Raw genomic sequence first — 19,201 nt, forward strand, 5'->3', positions numbered from 1 at the left:
CGCCGGGCAGCCAGCCGAGAGCGGCAAAGACCGCGCGATCGGCAACGCGGCCCCGGCAGTCCACAGCAGCCAGCCCGTACACGGTGCTGCTCGCGCGCGGCACCGGAACGACCGGCAGTGGCAACGTCCGGCGACCTGCCACCGGGCCAGAAGGTGCGCCCGTGGCATGACCGTCGTCAGGAAGAGCTGGAAGGACCAGCGGCTTGATCACGGCGCCGGTCACAACGACCACCCCGACCGAAGACGGCGGGATGGCCAGGAAAACGCTTGATCAGCGTGTTGAAGTGCGTTCGAGCACTGATACGTCAGATGTGGCAGGCTTGCCACGAAAGTGTGTCCGAGGGGGGACTTGAACCCCCACGCCCGTTAAGGGCACTAGCACCTCAAGCTAGCGCGTCTGCCATTCCGCCACTCGGACCTGCTGAAGAAAGAGTATACGGCCACCCGGCCCGGTCGTTCAGGGGGGTGCGGATCGACGCCGCCGGACGCCTGGCAAGATCGGTGAGTTTTCCGTCTCCCGTATCGATTCAGGCTCTCCACCTCGGCGAACACGCCCCGAATGTACGCCTGGCACGCGCTCGCCGGACTCTGCGGCGGGAGGCTGAGCCTTGACACTGCGGGGCGCCTGACCGAGGGCGGTTCCGCGTGATCGGTCTCCTCGGGGATGGCCGATAACGCCACGTCTGTCCAAACGGTTTACAAGACCGTCGCGGCTTCCTAGGATTCGCCGGGCAAGCCAGCGCGTTCGAGCGCCCGCAGGGACTGGAGGTTCCGGTATGGCGCGCGCCGGCCGGCGGCAGGATGATCAGTTCTCCGTTGATGAGCTTCTTCGGGAGACCGGGGCTGTTCCGCGGTCGCTCGAGGGGACGGTTCCGACCCTGCGAGTCCGGGAAGACGACACCGGTGAGGGCTACCGGGAACGGCTCGAACAGCGGGCGCGTGAGGCCGCTGCCGCTCAGCAGCGGGCCGGGCGGCGGATTCGGTGGGTCACCGCTGTCTGTGGTGCCGTTGTCGTGCTGGCCAGTCTGGTGATCATCGCCGTCACCTCCGAAAGCTCGCCGGGCCGGCAGACGGCGCTCGCTCCGGATCCGCTCGCTCCCGCGACCACGACTCCACGTGCCGTTTCCAGCGCTCCGGCCTCCAGTGCGAGTCCGACGCCGGTGCCCACCGTGCTGCGGCAGACCGCCGCCTCCACCTCGGCGGCCTCGTCCACGCCCCCCGCCAAGCCTCCGTCGCAGGCCGCGCCCCCGCCCGTGCCGGTCGCCTCGTGCACCGTGCACTACGCCGTGACCGACCAGTGGAACAACGGCTTCACCGCGGGCGTCGCCGTCACGAACACCGGCAGCGAAACGATCTCGCCGTGGACCGCCGGGTGGACCTTCACCGCCGGCCAGCGGGTGACGCACAGCTGGAACGGCGACTACTCGCAGAGCGGCTCCCGGGTCACCATGAAAGCCGTCTCCTACAACCTCACCCTCGCTCCGGGTGCGACCGTCAACATCGGGTTCAACGGCGCCTTCGACCACGGCAACCCGGCTCCCGGCGCGTTCACCCTCAACGGCGCCCGCTGCGACATCACCTGATCCGGCCCGCCGCGGTTGACGCCGGCGGCGCGCGGGTAGCCGCCGGGGATCGGCTACCCGCGGGAGGAACCACCATGTCGGAGCCCCACCACGAAACCGGCGAGCTGGACTCGAGCGGCAATCCCGTCGACGATCCGCCCCGGCGCGACGACCCCGACGGACCGCTCGAGGACGACGACGCCAAAGCGCGGCCCGGCCACCCCGGTTCGCAGGAGAACTTCCGCGGCGGCGACTAGGTCGTTTCCTCGGGACGGCGGCGGCCCAGCGTCGCTTCCGGGTGCTCGGTGCGGCGGTCGGAGTCGCGTAGTACCTCGCGTGCCTGGCCTTCCGGGTCCGCGCTGTCGACGGCCTTCTCTTCGGGCAGCAGTTCGGCGCGGGTCTCCGCCCGCTCGGCGATCTCGTCACGTGCCATATCCGGCTGGTACCCGCGCCGGCGCTGTCTCAGACACCTCAATCCCGCGAGCGGCGGTTGCCGGCGGCGTCGCGGCGGAGCCGGTCGGTGTGGGCCGAGATCTCCCCCAGCTGCTCGGCCAGTGCGCCGGTCAGGTGCGGCTGCGCGGCGGCCAGCGGCGGGAGCAGCCTCGCCGCGTCGTCGTCGCCGAGGGCCGCGCCGATGCGGTCCGCGCTCTCCTGTGCCGCCGGGCCTAGGCCGTCGAGCGTGCTCACCCGGCCGGCGAGCTGGCGCAGGATGGCGGAATTGCGCCGGGCCCAGTCCGCGACGGCGCGGTCGCCCGCCCGCCGGTCACGCTCCGCGTCGACCCGCGCCTCCCCCGTCTTCTCCCCCGTGTGCGACGGCTGCAGCCTCAGGTAACGGCGTTCCGCGGCCTGGCGGCTCGCGACGCCCAGCGCCGGCGCCAGCGCCACCCAGCTCGTGCCGGCCGCCCTGGCCGCGGCGATCAGCTCCGGTTCCCAGCCCGCGAGTTCCTCGCGCAGCAGGCGAAGCCCGGACAACGCGGTCAGCAGCTGGTCCTGGTCCGCCGAGCCCGTGCGGGCGGCCGCGACCACCTCCTGGAGCCGGCGCAGTGCGCCGGCGGGATCGATCCCTTCCATCCGTCATCCTTTCGACGACCTGTCTCTTGTCATCGTTTTGACGACATGCTAGAACAGAACCGCGTGTTGACACCAGAGTCGTCGAGCACCAGGAGGTGGATCTCCATGTTGATGCGCACTGACCCGTTCCGCGACCTCGACCGGTTCGCCCAGCAGGTCTTCGGCTCCCCCGGTACCTGGTCGAAGCCGTCCGCGATGCCCATGGACGCCTACCGCGCCGGCGACGAGTTCGTGGTCTGCTTCGACCTGCCCGGTGTCGATCCCGGCGCGATCGAACTGGACGTCGAGCGCAACGTCCTCACCGTCAAGGCCGAGCGACGGCCCCTTCCGGCCGGTGACGACGTCCGGATGCAGGTCTCCGAACGGCCGCTGGGCGTGTTCTCCCGCCAGCTGTTCCTCGGCGACACCCTGGACACCGAGCACATCACCGCCGGTTACGAGGCCGGCGTGCTGACCCTGCGCATCCCGGTCGCGGAAAAGGCCAAGCCGCGGCGCATCGAAATCACCGGTACCGGCGAACGCAAGGAGATCAAGGCCTGACCCGCCCGAGGCGGGGCCGCGAGCGCGACCCCGCCTCCACGGTGCCGAGGAGGGTTTGCGTTGACCGTACAAACCATGACCGGCGAGCAGGCCGCCCCGGTGACCGCATTGCTGACAGAGCTGCTGGAACGGATCGCCGCCGACGTGCCGGGCGCCCTGGGCACGGCGGTGTCCGTGCACCAGCGCGGCGGCCCGCTGACTCAGGCCCGTTCGACGCGGAAGACCGCGATACGGCCCGCCGCCGCCGCGACCGCGTCCGGTGTCGGCGCGTCCGCGAGGCCGGTCGTGACCAACCGCTTCCCCACGCTCGGCGGGCTCGTCTCCACCAGCTTGCGCAGGACGGGCCGCCGCTCCTCGACCGGCAGTTCGGTCAGCCGCGCGGTGGAGGAACGCCGGCCACGGGTGAGCGTCACTTCGGCCGCGGCCCGCACGTTCGCCACCCAGGCCGCCTTCGGATAGGCCTGGAAGATGTAGCGGTCACCGTCGATGGGGATGACCGCGATCGGGAACGTGCGCGGGACGCCGGTGCGCCGTCCGGGCACGGTGAGCAGTTGCATCGGGCCGAAGGCGACGCCGAGCCGATGCAGTCCCACGACGATCTTGTTGCCGGCGTTGACCATCCGGCGGTAGCTCTGCGCTGTTGTCATGCCACGACGGTACACCAGATCATATGACTTTCATATGATCTGGTTCTCGTAGTCGGTCACTCGCGGTCGGGGCCGGGTTTCGGCTCCGGCGGCAACGGGTCCGGCACGGGCGTCCCGGGTTCCGGCCGGTCCGGACCGGGGCCGGGCGACACCGGCTCCGGCCCGACGGGAGCGGGCTGGATCGGCTCGGGCGGCACCGGAGGTGCGGTCAAGCGAGCTTCTGCGATCGGCATCGGTCATCCCTCCGCCACGCTGCGCCGCCCGCGGTTCGGACGGCGATCACCCGCGGGTTACCCGGTCCGGCCGCCGGGGTAACGGAAGGTCAACTGGTCCGCGGGCGGTGCGAGTGCTTGGGCGAGGTGATCTCGCGGTCCACGTGGTCCGCGTGGTGCAGCGCCTGAGCCAGCAGGCTCCGCACGTGGTCGTCGGCCGCCGAGTAGTACACGAACGTGCCTTCGCGGCGGCCCCTCACCAGGCCCGCCAGGCGGAGCTTCGCCAGGTGCTGGCTGACCGCCGTCGGGGCCGCGCCCGCCAGTTCGGCCAGGCAGGCGACCGACGATTCTCCCTGCAGCAGCGCCCACAGCACCTTGATCCGGGTGGGGTCGGCCAGCAGCCGGAACGACTCCGCGGCCAAGTGGACCTGCTCTTCGGCAGGCATGTCGAAGTCCGGCAGCGAGGCGTGCATGCGCACAACCTTACTACTTGCGTATATGCGTGTATGCGCAGATACACTCATCTCATGACGGGACACGGGCATGGACACGGGCATCGCCACTCGCGGTGGCGCCCGCACAGCCACGACAGCGCCGACCGGGTCGACCACGCCCTCGAAACCAGCCGGCGCGGCGTGCGCGCCCTCGTGTGGTCCTTCGCCGCGTTGTTCGTCACGGCCGTCGCGCAGCTGGCGCTCGTCCTGGTCACCGGTTCGGTGGCGTTGCTGGGCGACACGATCCACAACTTCGCCGACGCGCTGACCGCCGTCCCGCTCGGCATCGCGTTCCTGCTCGGTCGCCGCGCGGCGACCCGCCGCTACACCTACGGCCTCGGCCGCGCCGAGGATCTGGCCGGGGTGGTCGTCGTGCTCGTCGTCGCGGCTTCGGGAGCGATCGCCGGCTACGAATCGGCGGTGCGGCTGTTCGACCCCCGGCCGGTCGGGCACCCGTGGGTGATCGCCGTGGCCGGCCTGATCGGCTTCGCCGGCAACGAACTGGTCGCGCGGTACCGGATCTCGGTCGGCCGCGAGATCGGCTCGGCCGCCCTGGTCGCCGACGGGCTGCACGCCCGCACGGACGGCTTCACCTCGCTGGCGGTCGTCGCGGGCGCGGCGGGCGTCGCTTTCGGCTTCCCCCTGGCGGACCCGATCGTCGGGCTCGGGATCACGGTCGCCATCCTCTTCGTCCTGCGCGACGCGGCGAAAGAGGTGTTCCGGCGGCTGCTCGACGCCGTCGACCCGGCGTCGGTCGAGCTGGCCGAGCGGACGGCCCGCGACGTCGAGGGCGTGCTGGCCGCCCGGGACCTCCGGATGCGCTGGATCGGGCACCACCTGCGAGCCGAACTGGCGGTGACGGTGGCGGCGGACCTGACGGTCGAAGCCGCCCACGCGCTCGCCCACGAGGTGGAACACCGGCTGCTGCACACGATCCCCCGCCTGACCGCGGTGGTGGTCCACACCGAACCGGCCACCGGGGCCGACCGGGCGCACGAAACCGTTGCCCACCACCGCTGATCCCGATGGGCGTTCAGGAGCAGACGGGCTGTTCCGCCGGCTCCGGCTTCGGGCTCAGCACCCCGGCGAACACCGCGGCCAGCACGCACAGCACCACGGGCACCGCGAAGGTGACGTTCAGCGGCATCCACCGCGTCAGTCCGCCGATGAGCGCCGGACCCGCCAGCAAGCCGACGTAGCCCAGGCCGACGACGCGGGCCATCAACGCGCCCGAAGCCCGGGTGTCCAGGTTGCCCGCGGCCGTGAACAGCTGGGGGACGCCACCCGAGAGGCCGAGGCCGAACAGGGCCCAGCCGACCAGGGACAGCGGCACCCACGGGGCCGCCGCGGCCGTCGTCAGGCCGACCGCCGCCAAGGCCGCGCCGTAGCGGACGATCGCCGCCGGGCCCGCCCAGGCCGCGACGCGGTCGGTCAGGAACCGGCCGGTCGTCATCGCGACCGCGAACGCGCCGTACGCCAGGGCCGCGGTCGACGCCGACGTGCCGAGCACCTTTTCCATGTGCAGCGCGGCCCAGTCGTTCGCCACGCCCTCCGAGAGCATCAGCGCCAGGGCCAGCAGGCCGAGCAGCCACACCGTCTTGCCCGGCGCGCGGCGGCGCACCGGCTGCGGTGTCTCCGGCGAGCCCGCCGGCTCCGGCGCGTCGGACGGCTCCATCAGGAACCGCGCGGAGGCCAGGGAAAGCAGCAGGCACAGCGCGCCCGTGCAGGTGAGGGTGACGCCGGTGGGCACGCCCGCGCCGAGCGTCGCCGCGCCGATGACCGCGGCGATCGCGCCGCCGATCGACCACATCGCGTGGAAGGCCGCCATGATCGGGCGCGGGTAGGCGCGCTCGACCACGACGGCGTGCGCGTTCATGCCGACGTCGATGGCGCCGTTGCCGAAGCCGAACAGGGCGAGCGCGAGCCCCAGCGTCCACCACGAGTCCGCGAATCCGGGGCCGCACAGCGAAAGGCCGAGGAAGATCCCGGCGGCGGGCACCAGCCGGCGGTGCCCGAGCCGGTCGGCGAGCGGTCCCGCCACCTGCATGCCGGCGAACGCGGCACCGCCGAGCACCAGCAGCAACGCGCCCAGTGTGCTGTGCGAGATGCCGGTCGCGCGCTCGACGTTCGGGATGTGCACCACCCACATGCCCATGCCGAACCCGTTGAGGCCGAAGTACAGGAAGGTCGCGAACCGGGCGGCGCGCGGGCGGGGCGGGGCGGTCGTCATCGGCTCTCCGTGGGGGTGGGGACGGCGACGTGCACGAGCACACCGCGTTCGGCCAGCGCCGCGCGCTGGTCCTCGGGTGCGCCCGGATCGGTGATCACCACGTCCGGGCGGTCGGCGGGGCAGACGTGGGCGAGCGCGGCGCGGCCCCACTTGGCGCCGTCGGCGAGCACGATCGCGCGGGCCGCGACGGCCAGGGCCTGCTGCTTGACCTCGGCGTCGCCGAGGTCGAAGGCGGTGAGCCCCGAGCCGACGTCGAAGGCGCACGGGCTCAGCACCGCGACGTCGAACCGCAGGGCCCGCAGCGACGCCAGCGTCAGCGGGCCCACCAGGGCCTGCTCCCCTGGCCGCGGCTCGCCGCCGGGCAGCAGCAGCCGGACGCCGGGCGCATCGGCCAGCTCGCGGGCCGCGTGCAGGGAAAGCGGCATCACCGTGATCGTGCGCCCGCGCAGCAACCGGGCCAGTTCCAGCGCGGTGGTGCCGCTGTCGAGCACGATCGTCTCGCCGTCGCGGATCAGCTCGGCCGCCGCCACCGCGATGGCCCGCTTCGCCTCGATCGCGGCCGTCGCGCGGGCGGCGAACGGTGGTTCGATCCCCGACGGCGACGCCGGGACGGCCCCGCCGTGCACGCGCCGCAGCACGCCCCGCGAGGCCAGCTGGTCGAGGTCGCGCCGGACGGTCATCTCCGATGCGCCGGTCGCCTCGGCCAGCTCGGCGACACCGACCTGGTCCGCGGCGCGCAGCCGCTCGACGATGACCCGTTGCCGTTCCGCGCTCTTCACGCCGCGATGCTCGCAAGCCGCACGCGTTCGCACAACCGAATTGTTCATCCGATCACGCAGATTGTGCGAACGCGCGGTGCGGCATGATGGGGCCGTGGACGCCGCCGAGACGATCGCGACCCCGTGACCGGGGGTTACCTGAAGGGCCGGATCCGCCGCGAGGACATCATCACGGCGGCCGCCGCGGCGTACGGCGAACTCGGTTACCACGGCTCGTCCCTGCGCGCGATCGCCAAGCGCGTCGGGATTTCGCACGCCGGCCTCCTCTACCACTTCCCCACCAAGGAAGCGCTGCTCGCCGCCGTGCTCGAACGGCGGGACGCCGAGGACTCCGAGCGCGAACAGCTGACGGTGCCGCCCGGGCTGGATGTCCTGCGGCACTTCCTCGCGCTGGCCGAGTACAACGTGCGCCACCCCGGCATCGTCGACCTCTACTCGCGGCTGGCCGCCGAAGCGGTCGCCCCGGACCACCCCGCGCACGAGTACTTCGTGCGCCACTACCGGGCCGCGCGCGACGGCGTGCACGAGTCGTTCGCGGCCCTCGCCGCCCGCGGCGAGCTGCGCGCGGGCGTCGAACCCGGGATGGCGGCCCTGACGTTCATCGCGCTGATGGACGGGCTGCAGGTGCAGTGGCTGACCACGCCCGGCGACGTGGACCTCGTCGGCTCGCTCCGCCGCTACCTGCAGAATCTGCTCACCGTCCCGCTCTAGAGGGTCTTCGCGTACGGGTCCCAGCCCGCCGGCAGGGCGGGCGGGACGGCGGCGGTGCTGCCGACCTCCACGGACTGCCCGCGGGTCAGGGACTCGTCGATCGCCAGCATCGCGTCGAGCACGTGGTAGGCCAGCTCGCCGGACGCGCGTTCCGGCACACCGGCCCGGATCGCCCTGGCCAGTTCCAGCGTGCCGGTGCCCCGTGAGGCCGCGTGCCCGTGGGACGCCAGTTCTTCCGGCTCGTCCGCCCCGGACCGGTACAGCCGCGTCGGGCCGTCGAACCGGTTGGGGTCCGGCAGCACGGCGGTGCCGAGCGTGCCGGTCAGCTCGACGAACCCGACCCGCCTCAGCGCCGAATCGAAGCTCAGCACGAGCTGGGCGGAGCTGCCCGCCTCGAACTCGACGAGCGCGGTGACCGTGGTCGGCACCGTCACCGGGAACGCGGTCCCGGCCCGGGGGCCGGACCCGATGACGCGGGTTTCCCGCGCGCGGCCGCCGGCTCCGGTGACGCGCCGGATCGGGCCCAGCAGGTGCACCAGCGTCGTCAGGTAGTACGGGCCCATGTCGAGCAACGGCCCGCCGCCGGCCTGGAAGAGGAACTCCGGGGCCGGGTGCCAGCTCTCCGGCCCGGGCACCTGGAACAGTGCCAGTGCGGTGAGGGGACGCCCGATCCGTCCCGCGTCGAGGGCCTGGCGCGCGGTCTGCAACCCGGCGCCGAGGACGGTGTCGGGCGCGCCGGCCACGCGCAGGTTCTTCTCGCGTGCCCGATCCAGCAGCTTGCGGCCGGTCTGGCGGTCGAGGGCCAGCGGCTTCTCCGCCCAGACGTGCTTGCCCGCCTCCAGCGCGGCGAGCCCGACCTCGACGTGCGAGGCCGGAAGGGTCAGGTTGACGACCAGCTCGACGTCCGGATCGCCGAGCAGTTCGGCCACCGTGCCCGGACGCGGCACGCCGAACCGGGCCGCCTGCGCCGCCGCGCGGCCGGGGTCGAGGTCCGCGATCCGCAGCACCCGGACGTCCGGGAAGCTCGTGAGGTTCTCGAGGTAGGTGCCGCTGATGGTGCCGGCGCCGACGACCCCCACGCCGACCGGGCCGCCGGTCACCGGACAGCGCCGGTCAGGAACGCGTGGCTGGCGGCGAGGGCCTCGAAGAGGTCGCCGTCGAAGGCGTCGAACTCGACGACGCGCAGGGCGTCCGGCGCGGCGGCGAGCACTTCGGCGACCGGGACCCGGCCCTGCCCGGCAGGGACCTGGCCGGTGGCGTCGGTGGCGAGCCCGCCGTCCTTGACGTGGATCGCGCGGACGCGGTCGCCGAGGCGCCTCAGCAGGGCGGCCGCGTCTTCGCCGCCCGCGGTCGCCCAGTAGGTGTCGACCTCCAGCGCCACGGCCGGATCGAGCTGGTCGGCGAACACTTCGAACGCGCTGCGGCCGTCGATCCGGGATTCCAGCTCCCACCAGTGGTTGTGGTAGCCGACGCGGACGCCGTGCTCGGCGGCGAGCTTGGCGGCGGTGTTGAGCGCTTCCGCCGTGGCCGAGATGTCGGCCGGGTCCTGCCACCGCTCCGGCCGGACCAGCGGGTCGATCACCAGGCCGATGCCCAGCTCGGCCGCGGCCGCGAACACGGCGGGCTGGTCGGTCCCGATCAGCCGGGCGTGCGCGGTCGGCGCGGTGAGGCCGTTCGCGGGCAGGCCGGACCGCAGCGCTTCGGCGTTCTCGACGACGCCGTACGGCTCGACCTGCGTGAAGCCGATCGCGGCGAGCCGCCGCAGGGTGCCGGCGGGATCGGCCGCGAAAGCGTCGCGGACCGAATACAGCTGCACGGAAAGCAGGCTCATCCCGGCTCCAGACGTCACGGTGGCGGCCCGCCCGCCACGGCTTTCCTCAATTCCTACCACCTGGTCGAAATTCGCACCAGGCTCACGTAGGCGCCTATCTTCGGAAGCTGTCTTGAGAAGCGGAGTTCGCCAGGCGGAGTTTTGGCGAGCGGCCGATGGGGCAGTAACCCGAAGAGGCGAACCCGAGGACCGATCCGGGAGGTGCGGCGAGTGGACAGGGCAGGGGACGAAACGGACACGCCGGCCTTCGGCCATCCCGCGTTCCGTCGCGACCTGACCGAGCTGTCCGAGGCCGCGCGGGACCTCGACCGCCGGATCGACCAGCACCTGGAACGCCTGCGCCGGGAACGCGGCCAGCGTCTCCGTGCCTATGACGACATTCCGGACCAGCGGCTCCGCCCGAGCGGCTGACCGGGCGACCTCGCGTTTACCGCTCGGACGCGGCCTACTACGCTGGGTGGCCCAAACGCCGGCCGCCAACGCCGCACACTGAAGTCCTGCGAGGTCGCCATGTCCGACACGCCACCCGCGCTGTCTCCGAGCCAGAAGCCGGTGGGGGTCGACCCCGACCGCCCGAGCATCGCGCGCATCTACGACGGGTTCCTCGGCGGCAGCAACTTCTACGAAGTCGACCGCGTGGTGATGGAGAAGATCCGCGCGGCCGTGCCGGAAGCGGTGGACATCGCCCGCGGCAACCGCGGGTTCCACAACCGCGCACTGCGGATGCTGGCGAACCAGACCAAGATCCGGCAGTACGTCGACTGCGGGTCCGGGCTGCCGACGGCGGAGAACACCCACCAGATCGTGCAGCGCATCGACAAGGACCACACGGTCGTCTACGTCGACAACGACCCGGTGGTGCTCGCGCACGGCCGGGCGCTGCTCGTCGAAAACGACTTCACCCACATGGTCGAGGCCGACATCTTCAAGCCGCAGGAGGTCCTGAGCCACCCGGACGTGCTGCGCCACATCGACTTCACCGAGCCGGTCGCACTGCTGCAGGTCGGCACGATGCACCACTTCGAGGGTGACGGCGTCGTCGACATCATGCGCGAGTACATCGACGCGCTGCCGTCGGGCTCGTACGTCGTGCTGTCGCACTTCTTCGACCCCGAAGTGCCGGAGCTGACCGAGATCGCCAAGCGCATCGAGCAGATCCTCGTCCAGGGTCCGCTCGGCGCCGGCCGCTTCCGCACCCGCGCGGAGATCGAGGCGATGCTGGACGGCCTCGAGCTGATCCAGCCGAACGCGACGTCCGAGCCGGGCCTGGCGGTGTGCGACGAGTGGTGGCCGGACGGTCCCCGGCTGACGCCGCTGAGCGGCTCGGCCCGCTGCGTAGCCGGGGTCGTCGGCCGCAAGCCCTGAGCTAGCGCAGCCGCCACAGGTGGTCCGCCGTCCCGCTGTCGGCGTACTGCACCACCTGCGCACTGTCCGCAGTGGACATCCCGTCGACGCCGAGCACCTTGCCGGAGTTGCGGTTCACGATCCGGAACCAGCCACTGCCGTCGTCACGCAGCCGCCACTGGTGATCCGCCGAGCCGTTGTCGGTGAACTGGACCACCGCCGCGCTGTCCGATGTGGACATCTGGTCCACCCCCAGCACCTTGCCCGAGTTCGCGTTGCGGATCAGGAACCAGCCGTCCGCCGACGGCTCGAAGCTCCACAGGTGGTCGGCCGTGCCGTTGTCGGCGAACTGGACGACGCGGGCGCTATCACCCGTCGACATCCGGTCGACACCGAGGACCTTGGCCGAATTCCGGTTCTCGATCCGCACCCGGCCGTCCGGCACCAGCCGCCAGAGGTGGTCCGCCGTGCCGCTGTCAGCGAACTGCACCACCTGCGCACTGTCCGCAGTGGACGCCCCGTCGACGCCGAGCACCTTGCCGGAGTTGCGGTTCTTCAGCCGCCAAGAGCCGTCGCCGTTGTCGACCGGCTGCCACAGGTGGTCCGCGGTGCCGTTGTCGGTGAACTGCACGACCGGTGCGCCGTCCGCGGCGGACATCAGATCCACGCCGAGCACCTTCCCGGAGTGGTGGTTGCGGATCCGGTACCAGCCGTCGCCGTTCGGGACCAGGTGCCAGAGGTGGTCGTCGGTGCCGTTGTCGGCGAACTGGACCACCCGCGCGCTGTCCGCAGTGGACATCCCACCGACACCGAGCACCTTGCCGGAGTTGCGGTTCACGATCCGGAACCCCGCGCCACCGCCACCCGGTAGCCACGGGTGCCCGTCCGGCGCGGCCGTCGGGAGCGACGTCACGCGGAGGCGGGCGGCGCCCATCGGGATCAGCGTGACCGTCTCGACCGGGGCGTCGCTGCGCGCCGGTGACGGCTGCAGCGGCGTCACGACGTGCTGGTCGTCCGTGGTCCATTCCGCGATCTTCCGTGCGGGCGCGGTGATCTTGACCGGCACGGTGTCCGGGGTGAACGGGTTCGCGGGCAGCGGCCCGCCGGACGCGGAGAAGGTCAGCGCGGCATCGGTGGTCAGCCCGTAGTTCCACGGCGTCGTCGCGTGGACGGCGTACTCCGGGAACTGCGCGGTCCCGCCGAGCTGTTCGTAGCTCTCGCCGATCTTCAGCGAGTACGTCAGCGGGCCGTGGTCGACCGACACGGAATCATGGTTCGCCGACCACGTCCGCGTGGTCGTGCGCTGCGGCAGCGTGAGCGTGACGACGTCGCCGTCCGCCCAGGTCCGGTCGACCTTCGCGAACCCGGGCCCGGCCGGGGCCGCGACCGGCGCCCCCGCCACGGTGACCCGCGGCGCGGCGCACCAGGCCGGGATCCGCAGGTACAGCGGGAACGCCAGCCGGCGCGGCGTGCGGACGGTGAAGGTGATCCGCTCGGAGAACGGGTAGTCGGTGTCCTCCGTGACGGTCACCGAGGTACCGTCCGCGACCTTCGCTGTGACACTGCTGGCCGCGTACATCGCCGCGACGAGCCCGTTGTCCGGAGTCGCGAGCCACAGCTCTTCGGTGAAGTACGGCCAGCCCATGCCGTAGTTGTGCGGGCAGCAGCGGTACTGCTCGACGCCCGGCAGGTAGGCCTGCATGGCGATGGTGTTCTGGAACTGGCCTTCGCTCTTCGGCACGTTGTCGAGGTCGACGCTGTTCGCGCTGGTGATGTAGTGCACCGCGCGGCCGGCCGGGTCGAGCGCGGCGGGCAGGGAGTTGAACGCGAGGTCCTCGCAGCGGTCGGCCCACACCGGGTCGCCGGTCAGCCGGGTCAGCAGCTGGTGGCTGGCCATGAACTCGACGATCCCGCACGTTTCGAAGCCCTGCCGCGGATCGCCGAAGCCGGGCCGCGCGTTCTCGTCGCCGGCGAAACCGCCGCCGGCGAACTGGCCGTAGGCCGCCATGATCGTGGCGTAGTCCGAGTAGGTGGCCTGGGTCAGCGACGCGGCGCCGGAGCGCAGCGCGTACTGCGCCGGCTCCCGGAACCCCTGGGCGACGTTGACGTTGTGCAGGCTCGGCAGGTTCCCGACCCAGTTCGCGCTGTAGGCGTGGATCTTGTCGGCGAGGTCGAGCAGGAACGCGTCGCCGGTGCGGTTGAACAGCCAGAAGACGCTGTCGAGCCCGTCGCCCCAGCGGACGGACACCCAGCTGGAGTCGAACGCGCTCTTGCCCTGGGCGTTCATGTACCGGAGGAACCGGGTGAGGAACGGCACGATCCGCGCGTCGCCGGTGGCCTCCTGCCAGGACCGCAGCGCCTGAAGCAGCGGCAGGTACGGCCAGAAGTCGGGGCCGTTGTTGAGCTTGGTCCGCAGCATGACCGGGCCGAAGAAGCCGTCGGCCTGCTGGGTGGCGAGGATGGCGTCGATCCAGCGGCGGGCCGTCGCGAGCGCCGTCGCGTCGCCGGTCAGCACCGCCAGGTCGACGTAGCCGCGAAGCCAGTACGGCACCTCTTCCCAGCCCTCGCCCTCGGGGTGGACCCAGCCGCTGGTGGCGAAGTTCAGGTAGTGCGACGTCTCGGCGTAGTGCCCGCAGAGGCCGTCGAGCTGCAGCCGCAGCTGCCAGGCGAGCCAGCCGCGGGCGGTGACCGCGCCGGGCGGGAGCCGGAGGAAGGCGGCGGGTTTCAGCGGCGCCGCGTTCGGCGTGTACAACCCGCCCTTCGCGGGCGCGACCTTCCGGCAGCGGAGCACAGCGGCCCCGGCTGCCGGGGTGTTCGCCCCGGTCAGCAGGGTGGCGGCGACGGCTCCGGCGACGAACTGCCTGCGGCTCAGCGACACGGGACCAGCCTCCGCTCATCTTTACAACGTTGTAAAAGACAGTCTGACCCATCCGATACAACGTTGTAAATCCGCCGTTCGCCGTACCACCCGTGACGGCCGGCTCGGGCGGCCGTCACGGGTGAAGGTCAGGCGAGGGTGCGGAGACGGCGGAACGCGAAGAACACCAGCGCCGCCGTCAGCAGCACGAAGATGCCGGTCTCGATGCCCTGGAAGGTCCAGAACCGGTCGCCCGGCTGGTACCGCAGCCAGTTGTAGGCGCCCGGTCCGGCCCCGGTGTTGCCGCAGCCGCTCGGTGGGCACGGGCCGATCTGCGCGCCCGGCAGCACCAGCTCACCCGCCGCATTGCGGACGCCGTTGTCGAGGACCCAGTCCCCCGAGGCGGGGTTCGGCGTCTGCCGTCCTCCCGGCGGGAACGAAAAGGTCTGGGCCGGCAGGTACCGCGGCCGGGCCAGGACCTCGACCGCCACGCGGATCGCCGCGAACCCGACCAGGGCGATCCCCATGGCGGGCAGGACTTTCCGCCAGTACGTCCCGGCGAAGACGCCCAGCGCCAGCGCGAACAGCGTGTACGCGACGGGAACGATCCCCTGGACGTCGAAGAAGATGTAGGTCAGCCGGCCGGTGCTCGCCGAGGCCAGCGGCTGGAACCACCAGGACACGCCCAGCGCGTACCCGACCGCCAGCACGGCGGTGATGGCGCCGAGCAGGCCGAACTTGACCAGCGCCCAGCGCAGGCGGCTTACCCCCTGTGTCCACACGAGACGGTGCGTGCCCTGCTCGACCTCGCGGGCGACCAGCGGCGCACCGAAGAACACGCCGACCAGGACCGGCAGGACCACGAACAGGACCGCGACGAACCCCATGCCGCTGAACTGCTGCTGGAACTGGTGACCCAGGCTGTCGCACCGGCTGACCGCTTCGGTCTGGGTGATCATCGACGCGCTGCCGAGCGCGGCCCGGCACGCGGGCAGGCCGAGGCTGTCGTACTTCGTGTGCATCGTCAGGCCCGTGGGCACCATGATCGCGGCCAGCGCGACCAGCGCACCGAGGGTGAACAGCGCCTGCTTGCGGTGCTGGCGCCAGGTCAGCCAGATCATGCCGGCACCCCCCACGCGGCCGCGCTCACCCGGGCGTCGGCGTCGTCGAGGTAGGCCAGCACCACGTCTTCCAACGTCACTTCGTGCTCCGTCCACAGTGGATCGATCGGGCCAGCGCCGCGGCGGACGAGCAGCGTCGACTGGCGTTCGGTGTGGCTCGCCCGGACCACCTCCGCCACCCCGGCGACGGATTCGCTGCCCGCCCGCGGGCCGACCAGCGTGCGGTGCGCGTCGAGCAGTTCCTCGACCGCGCCGGTCAGCCGGACGCGCGAAGCCTGCAGGACGACCAGGTAGTCGCAGGTGCGTTCGAGGTCGGCGAGCAGGTGGGAGGACAGCAGCACGGTGGTCTCGCTGTCGGCGACCGCACCCATCAGCGCCTGCATGAACTCACGGCGGGCGAGCGGGTCGAGGCTCGCGATGGGCTCGTCGAGCAGGAGCAGCCGGGGGCGCTTGGCCAGGGCCAGCGCCAGCGCGACCTGCGCCCGCTGGCCGCCCGACAGCTTGCCGACCGGCTTGTCCGGCGGGATGCCGAGCCGGGCGAGCCGTTCGCGGGCGAGCGCGGTGTCCCAGCGGCGGCGGTTGAGCTTGCCGCCCATGGTGATCAGCTCGGCCGCGGTGAAGTCCCGGTACAGCGGGGTGTCCTGCGCGACGAACCCGATGTCGGCGAGCACGGACCGCGGGTCGCGCCCGAACACGCGCACCTCCCCCGCGTCGGGCCGCGACAGCCCGACGGCCAGGTGCAGCAACGTCGTCTTGCCCGCGCCGTTCGGGCCCACCAGCGCGGCGATCCGCCCGGCGGGCAGCTCCAGCGCACAGTCCCGCAACGCCCAGGCGCGCCCGTACCGCTTGCCCAGCGCCCGGGCTTCCACCGCCAGTTCCATTCCGGACTCCTACCCCAGTTCGTGCGGCACCCTGGTGCCGCGAATCGTGGTCTCGATCAGTGCCGCGATGTCGTCGGCCGACATCCCGGCGGCTTCGGCGCGCTCCAGCCAGGCCACCAGCTCGTCCCGAAGTTGCGCCTGACTGCCCAAGGACGGGCCGGCCAGGCTGCCGGTGACGAACGTGCCCACCCCCGGCCTGCCCTCGGCCAGCCCTTCCAGGACCAGCTCCCGGTAGGCCTTGAGCACGGTGTTCGGGTTGATCGCCAGCTGCTGGGCCACTTCCCGCACCTTCGGCAGCTGGTCGCCGGAGCACAGCAGGCCGACCCGCAACGCCTGTTTCACCTGGACGACGAGCTGCATGTACGTCGCGACCCGGGAGCGGCCGTCGAGGACGAACTCGATCACCCTGCCTACCCTCCTATTGTCTTACGACATTAAGACAACACCCTCGGTCGAGGGACTGTCAAGGAGGAGCGGGCGGGCATAGGGTCTCGATCGGACGCACACCGGCACCGGGAGGCAGGCATGTCGTTGTTGGACGGGCTGAGCAAGGCGATCGCCGGCGGCGCGATCGAGATCGTCGACCTCACCGCTCCCCTGAGTTCGAGCACCCCGATCCTGCAGCTTCCGGAGCCGTTCGCCAACACCATCCCGTTCCGGCTGGAGGAGATCAGCCGCTACGACGAGCGTGGCCCGCGCTGGTACTGGAACGACATCCACACCGGCGAGCACACCGGCACCCACCTGGACGTCCCGGTGCACTGGGTGTCCGGAAAGGACGGTCACGACGTCTCGGAGGTGCCGCTGAAGACGCTCGTCGCCCCCGCGGTCGTGCTGGACTTCTCCGCGCAGGCGGCACAGGACCCGGACTTCCTGCTCTCCGTCGACGACGTCCGGGCGTGGACGGCCGGGCACGGGCCGCTGCCCGACGGCGGCTGGCTGCTGTACCGCACCGGCTGGGACGCGCGCAGCGGCGACCAGGAGGAGTTCCTCAACGCCGACGAAGCCGGCTCGCACACGCCGGGCGTCTCGCCGGAGTGCGCGCGGTGGCTCGCCGAAGAAACGCCGATCACCGGGCTCGGCGTCGAAACCGTGGGTACCGACGCGGGCCAGGCACCCGGGCTCGAGCCGATGTTCCCGTGCCACGAACTCCTGCTGGGCGCCGGGAAGCACGGCCTGACGCAGCTGCGGAACCTGGCCTCGCTGCCGCCGACCGGCGTGCTGCTGGTGGTCTCGCCGCTGCCGATCGTCGGCGGCTCCGGCAGCCCCGCCCGCGTGCTGGCGCTGGTGGAGCGGTGAACGTCGCCGAGCTCGTCGGCCGCACCCTCGCCGGCCTCGGCGCCGGGACCGCGTTCGGCGTGGTGGGCAGCGGCAACTTCGAGGTGACGAACGCGCTGCGCGCGGGCGGCGTCCGGTTCGTCGCCGCCCGGCACGAAGGCGGCGCGGCGAGCATGGCCGACGCCTACGCCCGGATCAGCGGCAAGGTCTCGGTGCTGTCGCTGCACCAGGGCTGCGGGCTGACCAACGCCATGACCGGGATCACCGAGGCGGCCAAGAGCCGGACGCCGATTCTGGTGCTCGCCGCCGATTCCGCGGGGTCGTCGGTGCTGTCGAACTTCCGCGTCGACCAGGACGGCCTGGCCGCCGCGGTCGGTGCGGTGCCGGAACGCGTGCACTCTGCCGCGAGCGCGGTCGCCGACACCGTCCGGGCCTTCCGGACGGCGCGCCAGCAGCGCCGGACCGTCGTGCTGAACCTGCCGCTCGACGTCCAGGCGCAGCCCGCGCCGGCGCAGCCTTCACCGCCGTCGGTTCCGGGGCCCGCGCCGGTGCGGCCGGACGCCGGTTCGGTGGCCGAGCTCGCCGATCTGCTCGCCGCCGCCGAGCGGCCGGTGTTCATCGCCGGCCGTGGCGCCCGCGGGAGCCGGAGACCGTTGCGGGCCTTGGCTTCCCGGTCCGGGGCACTGCTGGCGACGTCCGCCGTCGCGCACGGGCTGTTCCACGGCGAGGAGTTCGCGCTGGGCATCTCGGGCGGGTTCTCGTCGCCGGTGGCCGCCGAGCTGATCGTGGGGGCGGACCTGGTCGTCGGCTGGGGGTGCGCGCTGAACATGTGGACGACCCGCCACGGGACGCTGCTCAGCCCGCACGCGAAGCTCGCGCAGGTCGATGTCGAGCAGGCGGCCCTCGGCGCGCACCGCCCGATCGACCTCGGCGTCGTCGGCGACGTCGCCTGCACCGCTTCGGACGTTCTCGCCGTGGCGAAGGAGCGCGAGGGGTATCGCACGGCAGACGTCGCCGCCCGGATCGCGGCCGGGCGCTGGAACGACGTCGAGCACGACGACCTTTCCCGCGGCGGCCGGATCGACCCGCGGACGCTGAGCAAGCTCCTCGACGAGCTGCTGCCCGCGGAGCGGATCGTCTCGATCGACTCGGGCAACTTCATGGGTTACCCGAGCGCGTACCTCTCGGCGCCCGACGAACAGGGGTTCTGCTTCACGCAGGCGTTCCAGAGCATCGGGCTGGGCCTGGGCACGGCGATCGGCGCGGCGCTCGCCCGCCCGGACCGGCTGCCGGTGCTCGGCACCGGCGACGGCGGGCTCCACATGGCACTGTCCGAACTAGACACCGCCGTCCGGCTCGGCCTGCCGCTGGTCGTGATCGTCTACAACGACGCCGCCTACGGTGCGGAGATCCACCACTTCGGCGACGCCGACATGTCCACGGTCCGGTTCCCCGACTCCGACTTCGCCGCCATCGGCCGCGGGTTCGGCTGCGCCGGGGTGACCGTCCGGTCGGCCGAAGACCTCTTCGCCGTGCGCGAGTGGCTCGCGAGACCGCGTACCGCACCCCTGGTGATCGACGCGAAGATCGCCGACGACGGCGGTTCGTGGTGGCTGGCGGAGGCGTTCCGGCACTGACCCGCC

General features: G+C 72.2%; 22 protein-coding genes, 1 tRNA gene and 1 pseudogene. 9 read left to right on the top strand and 15 right to left on the bottom strand.

Annotation, left to right across the window (positions count from 1 at the left end; genetic code table 11):
- Positions 1-223: pseudogene (locus tag CF165_RS52265) on the bottom strand (hypothetical protein); the annotation flags it as partial.
- A gap of 111 nt (positions 224-334) precedes the next feature.
- Positions 335-418 (bottom strand) — tRNA-Leu (locus CF165_RS44900).
- 595 nt (positions 419-1,013) lie between these two features.
- Here CF165_RS44900 and CF165_RS44905 point away from each other — a divergent pair.
- Both CF165_RS44905 and CF165_RS51515 read left to right on the top strand, forming a co-directional pair.
- Positions 1,014-1,583 (top strand): cellulose-binding domain-containing protein, encoded by a 570-nt coding sequence (locus CF165_RS44905; protein WP_240522103.1) that lies wholly within the window; start codon positions 1,014-1,016, stop codon positions 1,581-1,583.
- Positions 1,584-1,657: 74 nt separating this feature from the next.
- Positions 1,658-1,819 (top strand): hypothetical protein, encoded by a 162-nt coding sequence (locus CF165_RS51515; protein ID WP_158226928.1) that lies wholly within the window; start codon positions 1,658-1,660, stop codon positions 1,817-1,819.
- Here the strand turns inward: CF165_RS51515 and CF165_RS44910 are convergent.
- Together CF165_RS44910 and CF165_RS44915 are read right to left on the bottom strand one after the other, a co-directional pair.
- A complete protein-coding gene (locus CF165_RS44910) occupies positions 1,816-1,995 on the bottom strand; it encodes a hypothetical protein (RefSeq protein WP_093953712.1) in 180 nt (59 codons plus the stop codon). The genes CF165_RS51515 and CF165_RS44910 overlap by 4 nt on opposite strands.
- A 38-nt stretch (positions 1,996-2,033) precedes the next feature.
- A complete protein-coding gene (locus tag CF165_RS44915) occupies positions 2,034-2,633 on the bottom strand; it encodes a DUF3156 family protein (protein WP_093953713.1) in 600 nt (199 codons plus the stop codon).
- A gap of 105 nt (positions 2,634-2,738) precedes the next feature.
- On the opposite strand from CF165_RS44915, the gene CF165_RS44920 reads away from it, so the two are divergent.
- Positions 2,739-3,173, top strand: coding sequence for an Hsp20/alpha crystallin family protein (locus tag CF165_RS44920; RefSeq protein ID WP_093953714.1), 435 nt, complete (start codon positions 2,739-2,741; stop codon positions 3,171-3,173).
- 200 nt (positions 3,174-3,373) lie between these two features.
- Here the strand turns inward: CF165_RS44920 and CF165_RS44925 are convergent, their stop codons facing one another.
- The 3 genes from CF165_RS44925 to CF165_RS44930 all read right to left on the bottom strand — a co-directional run bounded on the left by CF165_RS44925 (position 3,374) and on the right by CF165_RS44930 (position 4,505).
- On the bottom strand, positions 3,374-3,820 hold the full coding sequence (locus tag CF165_RS44925; protein ID WP_240522104.1) for a nitroreductase family deazaflavin-dependent oxidoreductase: 447 nt from the start codon (positions 3,818-3,820) through the stop codon (positions 3,374-3,376).
- Between the two features lie 56 nt (positions 3,821-3,876).
- A complete protein-coding gene (locus tag CF165_RS51950; protein WP_167441762.1) occupies positions 3,877-4,053 on the bottom strand; it encodes a hypothetical protein in 177 nt (58 codons plus the stop codon).
- Between the two features lie 89 nt (positions 4,054-4,142).
- Complete coding sequence (locus CF165_RS44930; protein WP_093953716.1) at positions 4,143-4,505, bottom strand: ArsR/SmtB family transcription factor; 363 nt, start codon at positions 4,503-4,505, stop codon at positions 4,143-4,145.
- Between the two features lie 54 nt (positions 4,506-4,559).
- Between CF165_RS44930 and CF165_RS44935 the strand changes: the two genes are divergently transcribed.
- Entirely contained in the window at positions 4,560-5,546 is a 987-nt protein-coding gene (locus CF165_RS44935; RefSeq protein WP_093953717.1) for a cation diffusion facilitator family transporter, read from the top strand.
- A gap of 13 nt (positions 5,547-5,559) precedes the next feature.
- On the opposite strand, the gene CF165_RS44940 is transcribed toward CF165_RS44935, so the two are convergent.
- Both CF165_RS44940 and CF165_RS44945 read right to left on the bottom strand, forming a co-directional pair.
- Positions 5,560-6,756 carry an MFS transporter gene (locus CF165_RS44940; RefSeq protein WP_093953718.1) on the bottom strand — a complete coding sequence of 399 codons (1,197 nt, stop codon included), beginning with the start codon at positions 6,754-6,756 and terminating at the stop codon, positions 5,560-5,562.
- Positions 6,753-7,535 carry a DeoR/GlpR family DNA-binding transcription regulator gene (locus CF165_RS44945; protein ID WP_093953719.1) on the bottom strand — a complete coding sequence of 261 codons (783 nt, stop codon included), beginning with the start codon at positions 7,533-7,535 and terminating at the stop codon, positions 6,753-6,755. Before CF165_RS44945 ends, CF165_RS44940 begins: the two co-directional genes overlap by 4 nt.
- Before the next feature lie 123 nt (positions 7,536-7,658).
- Here CF165_RS44945 and CF165_RS44950 point away from each other — a divergent pair, with 123 nt between their 5' ends.
- The gene (locus CF165_RS44950; RefSeq protein WP_093953720.1) at positions 7,659-8,246 is read left to right on the top strand and encodes a TetR/AcrR family transcriptional regulator; all 588 of its coding nucleotides are present in this window, start codon (positions 7,659-7,661) and stop codon (positions 8,244-8,246) included.
- Here the strand turns inward: CF165_RS44950 and CF165_RS44955 are convergent.
- A complete protein-coding gene (locus tag CF165_RS44955) occupies positions 8,243-9,346 on the bottom strand; it encodes a Gfo/Idh/MocA family protein (protein WP_093953721.1) in 1,104 nt (367 codons plus the stop codon). The genes CF165_RS44950 and CF165_RS44955 overlap by 4 nt on opposite strands.
- Positions 9,343-10,077: a sugar phosphate isomerase/epimerase family protein gene (locus tag CF165_RS44960; protein ID WP_093953722.1), complete on the bottom strand. Its 735-nt coding sequence runs from the start codon at positions 10,075-10,077 to the stop codon at positions 9,343-9,345. Before CF165_RS44960 ends, CF165_RS44955 begins: the two co-directional genes overlap by 4 nt.
- A 210-nt stretch (positions 10,078-10,287) precedes the next feature.
- Here CF165_RS44960 and CF165_RS44965 point away from each other — a divergent pair, with 210 nt between their 5' ends.
- Together CF165_RS44965 and CF165_RS44970 are read left to right on the top strand one after the other, a co-directional pair.
- Entirely contained in the window at positions 10,288-10,488 is a 201-nt protein-coding gene (locus tag CF165_RS44965; protein ID WP_093953723.1) for a hypothetical protein, read from the top strand.
- Between the two features lie 99 nt (positions 10,489-10,587).
- Positions 10,588-11,442: an SAM-dependent methyltransferase gene (locus CF165_RS44970; protein ID WP_093953724.1), complete on the top strand. Its 855-nt coding sequence runs from the start codon at positions 10,588-10,590 to the stop codon at positions 11,440-11,442.
- A gap of 1 nt (position 11,443) precedes the next feature.
- Here CF165_RS44970 and CF165_RS44975 read toward each other — a convergent pair whose 3' ends face one another.
- The 4 genes from CF165_RS44975 to CF165_RS44990 form a co-directional block, all read right to left on the bottom strand.
- A complete protein-coding gene (locus tag CF165_RS44975) occupies positions 11,444-14,299 on the bottom strand; it encodes an RICIN domain-containing protein (RefSeq protein ID WP_093953725.1) in 2,856 nt (951 codons plus the stop codon).
- Positions 14,300-14,427: 128 nt separating this feature from the next.
- Positions 14,428-15,399, bottom strand: coding sequence for an ABC-2 membrane transporter-related protein (locus CF165_RS44980; RefSeq protein ID WP_093953808.1), 972 nt, complete (start codon positions 15,397-15,399; stop codon positions 14,428-14,430).
- Positions 15,396-16,280, bottom strand: coding sequence for an ABC transporter ATP-binding protein (locus tag CF165_RS44985; protein ID WP_093953726.1), 885 nt, complete (start codon positions 16,278-16,280; stop codon positions 15,396-15,398). Before CF165_RS44985 ends, CF165_RS44980 begins: the two co-directional genes overlap by 4 nt.
- Positions 16,281-16,289: 9 nt before the next feature.
- Complete coding sequence (locus CF165_RS44990; protein WP_093953728.1) at positions 16,290-16,685, bottom strand: GntR family transcriptional regulator; 396 nt, start codon at positions 16,683-16,685, stop codon at positions 16,290-16,292.
- Between the two features lie 120 nt (positions 16,686-16,805).
- On the opposite strand from CF165_RS44990, the gene CF165_RS44995 reads away from it, so the two are divergent.
- Complete coding sequence (locus tag CF165_RS44995; RefSeq protein WP_093953729.1) at positions 16,806-17,579, top strand: cyclase family protein; 774 nt, start codon at positions 16,806-16,808, stop codon at positions 17,577-17,579.
- A complete protein-coding gene (locus CF165_RS45000) occupies positions 17,576-19,195 on the top strand; it encodes a thiamine pyrophosphate-binding protein (protein WP_093953730.1) in 1,620 nt (539 codons plus the stop codon). The genes CF165_RS44995 and CF165_RS45000 overlap by 4 nt, the downstream gene beginning before the upstream one ends.
- Positions 19,196-19,201 lie beyond the last annotated feature (6 nt).

It is taken from the genome of Amycolatopsis vastitatis, from assembly GCF_002234595.1.
In the GTDB taxonomy this organism is placed as follows: domain Bacteria; phylum Actinomycetota; class Actinomycetes; order Mycobacteriales; family Pseudonocardiaceae; genus Amycolatopsis; species Amycolatopsis vastitatis.

Bases quoted from the DNA above. Each gene is read 5' to 3' on its own strand.
- CF165_RS51515 (WP_158226928.1), top strand. From the start codon at position 1,658: ATGTCGGAGCCCCACCACGAAACCGGCGAGCTGGACTCGAGCGGCAAT.
- CF165_RS44910 (WP_093953712.1), bottom strand. From the start codon at position 1,995: ATGGCACGTGACGAGATCGCCGAGCGGGCGGAGACCCGCGCCGAACTG.
- CF165_RS44915 (WP_093953713.1), bottom strand. From the start codon at position 2,633: ATGGAAGGGATCGATCCCGCCGGCGCACTGCGCCGGCTCCAGGAGGTG.
- CF165_RS44920 (WP_093953714.1), top strand. From the start codon at position 2,739: ATGTTGATGCGCACTGACCCGTTCCGCGACCTCGACCGGTTCGCCCAG.
- CF165_RS44925 (WP_240522104.1), bottom strand. From the start codon at position 3,820: ATGACAACAGCGCAGAGCTACCGCCGGATGGTCAACGCCGGCAACAAG.
- CF165_RS51950 (WP_167441762.1), bottom strand. From the start codon at position 4,053: ATGCCGATCGCAGAAGCTCGCTTGACCGCACCTCCGGTGCCGCCCGAG.
- CF165_RS44930 (WP_093953716.1), bottom strand. From the start codon at position 4,505: ATGCACGCCTCGCTGCCGGACTTCGACATGCCTGCCGAAGAGCAGGTC.
- CF165_RS44935 (WP_093953717.1), top strand. From the start codon at position 4,560: ATGACGGGACACGGGCATGGACACGGGCATCGCCACTCGCGGTGGCGC.
- CF165_RS44940 (WP_093953718.1), bottom strand. From the start codon at position 6,756: ATGACGACCGCCCCGCCCCGCCCGCGCGCCGCCCGGTTCGCGACCTTC.
- CF165_RS44960 (WP_093953722.1), bottom strand. From the start codon at position 10,077: ATGAGCCTGCTTTCCGTGCAGCTGTATTCGGTCCGCGACGCTTTCGCG.
- CF165_RS44970 (WP_093953724.1), top strand. From the start codon at position 10,588: ATGTCCGACACGCCACCCGCGCTGTCTCCGAGCCAGAAGCCGGTGGGG.
- CF165_RS44980 (WP_093953808.1), bottom strand. From the start codon at position 15,399: ATGATCTGGCTGACCTGGCGCCAGCACCGCAAGCAGGCGCTGTTCACC.
- CF165_RS44985 (WP_093953726.1), bottom strand. From the start codon at position 16,280: ATGGAACTGGCGGTGGAAGCCCGGGCGCTGGGCAAGCGGTACGGGCGC.
- CF165_RS44995 (WP_093953729.1), top strand. From the start codon at position 16,806: ATGTCGTTGTTGGACGGGCTGAGCAAGGCGATCGCCGGCGGCGCGATC.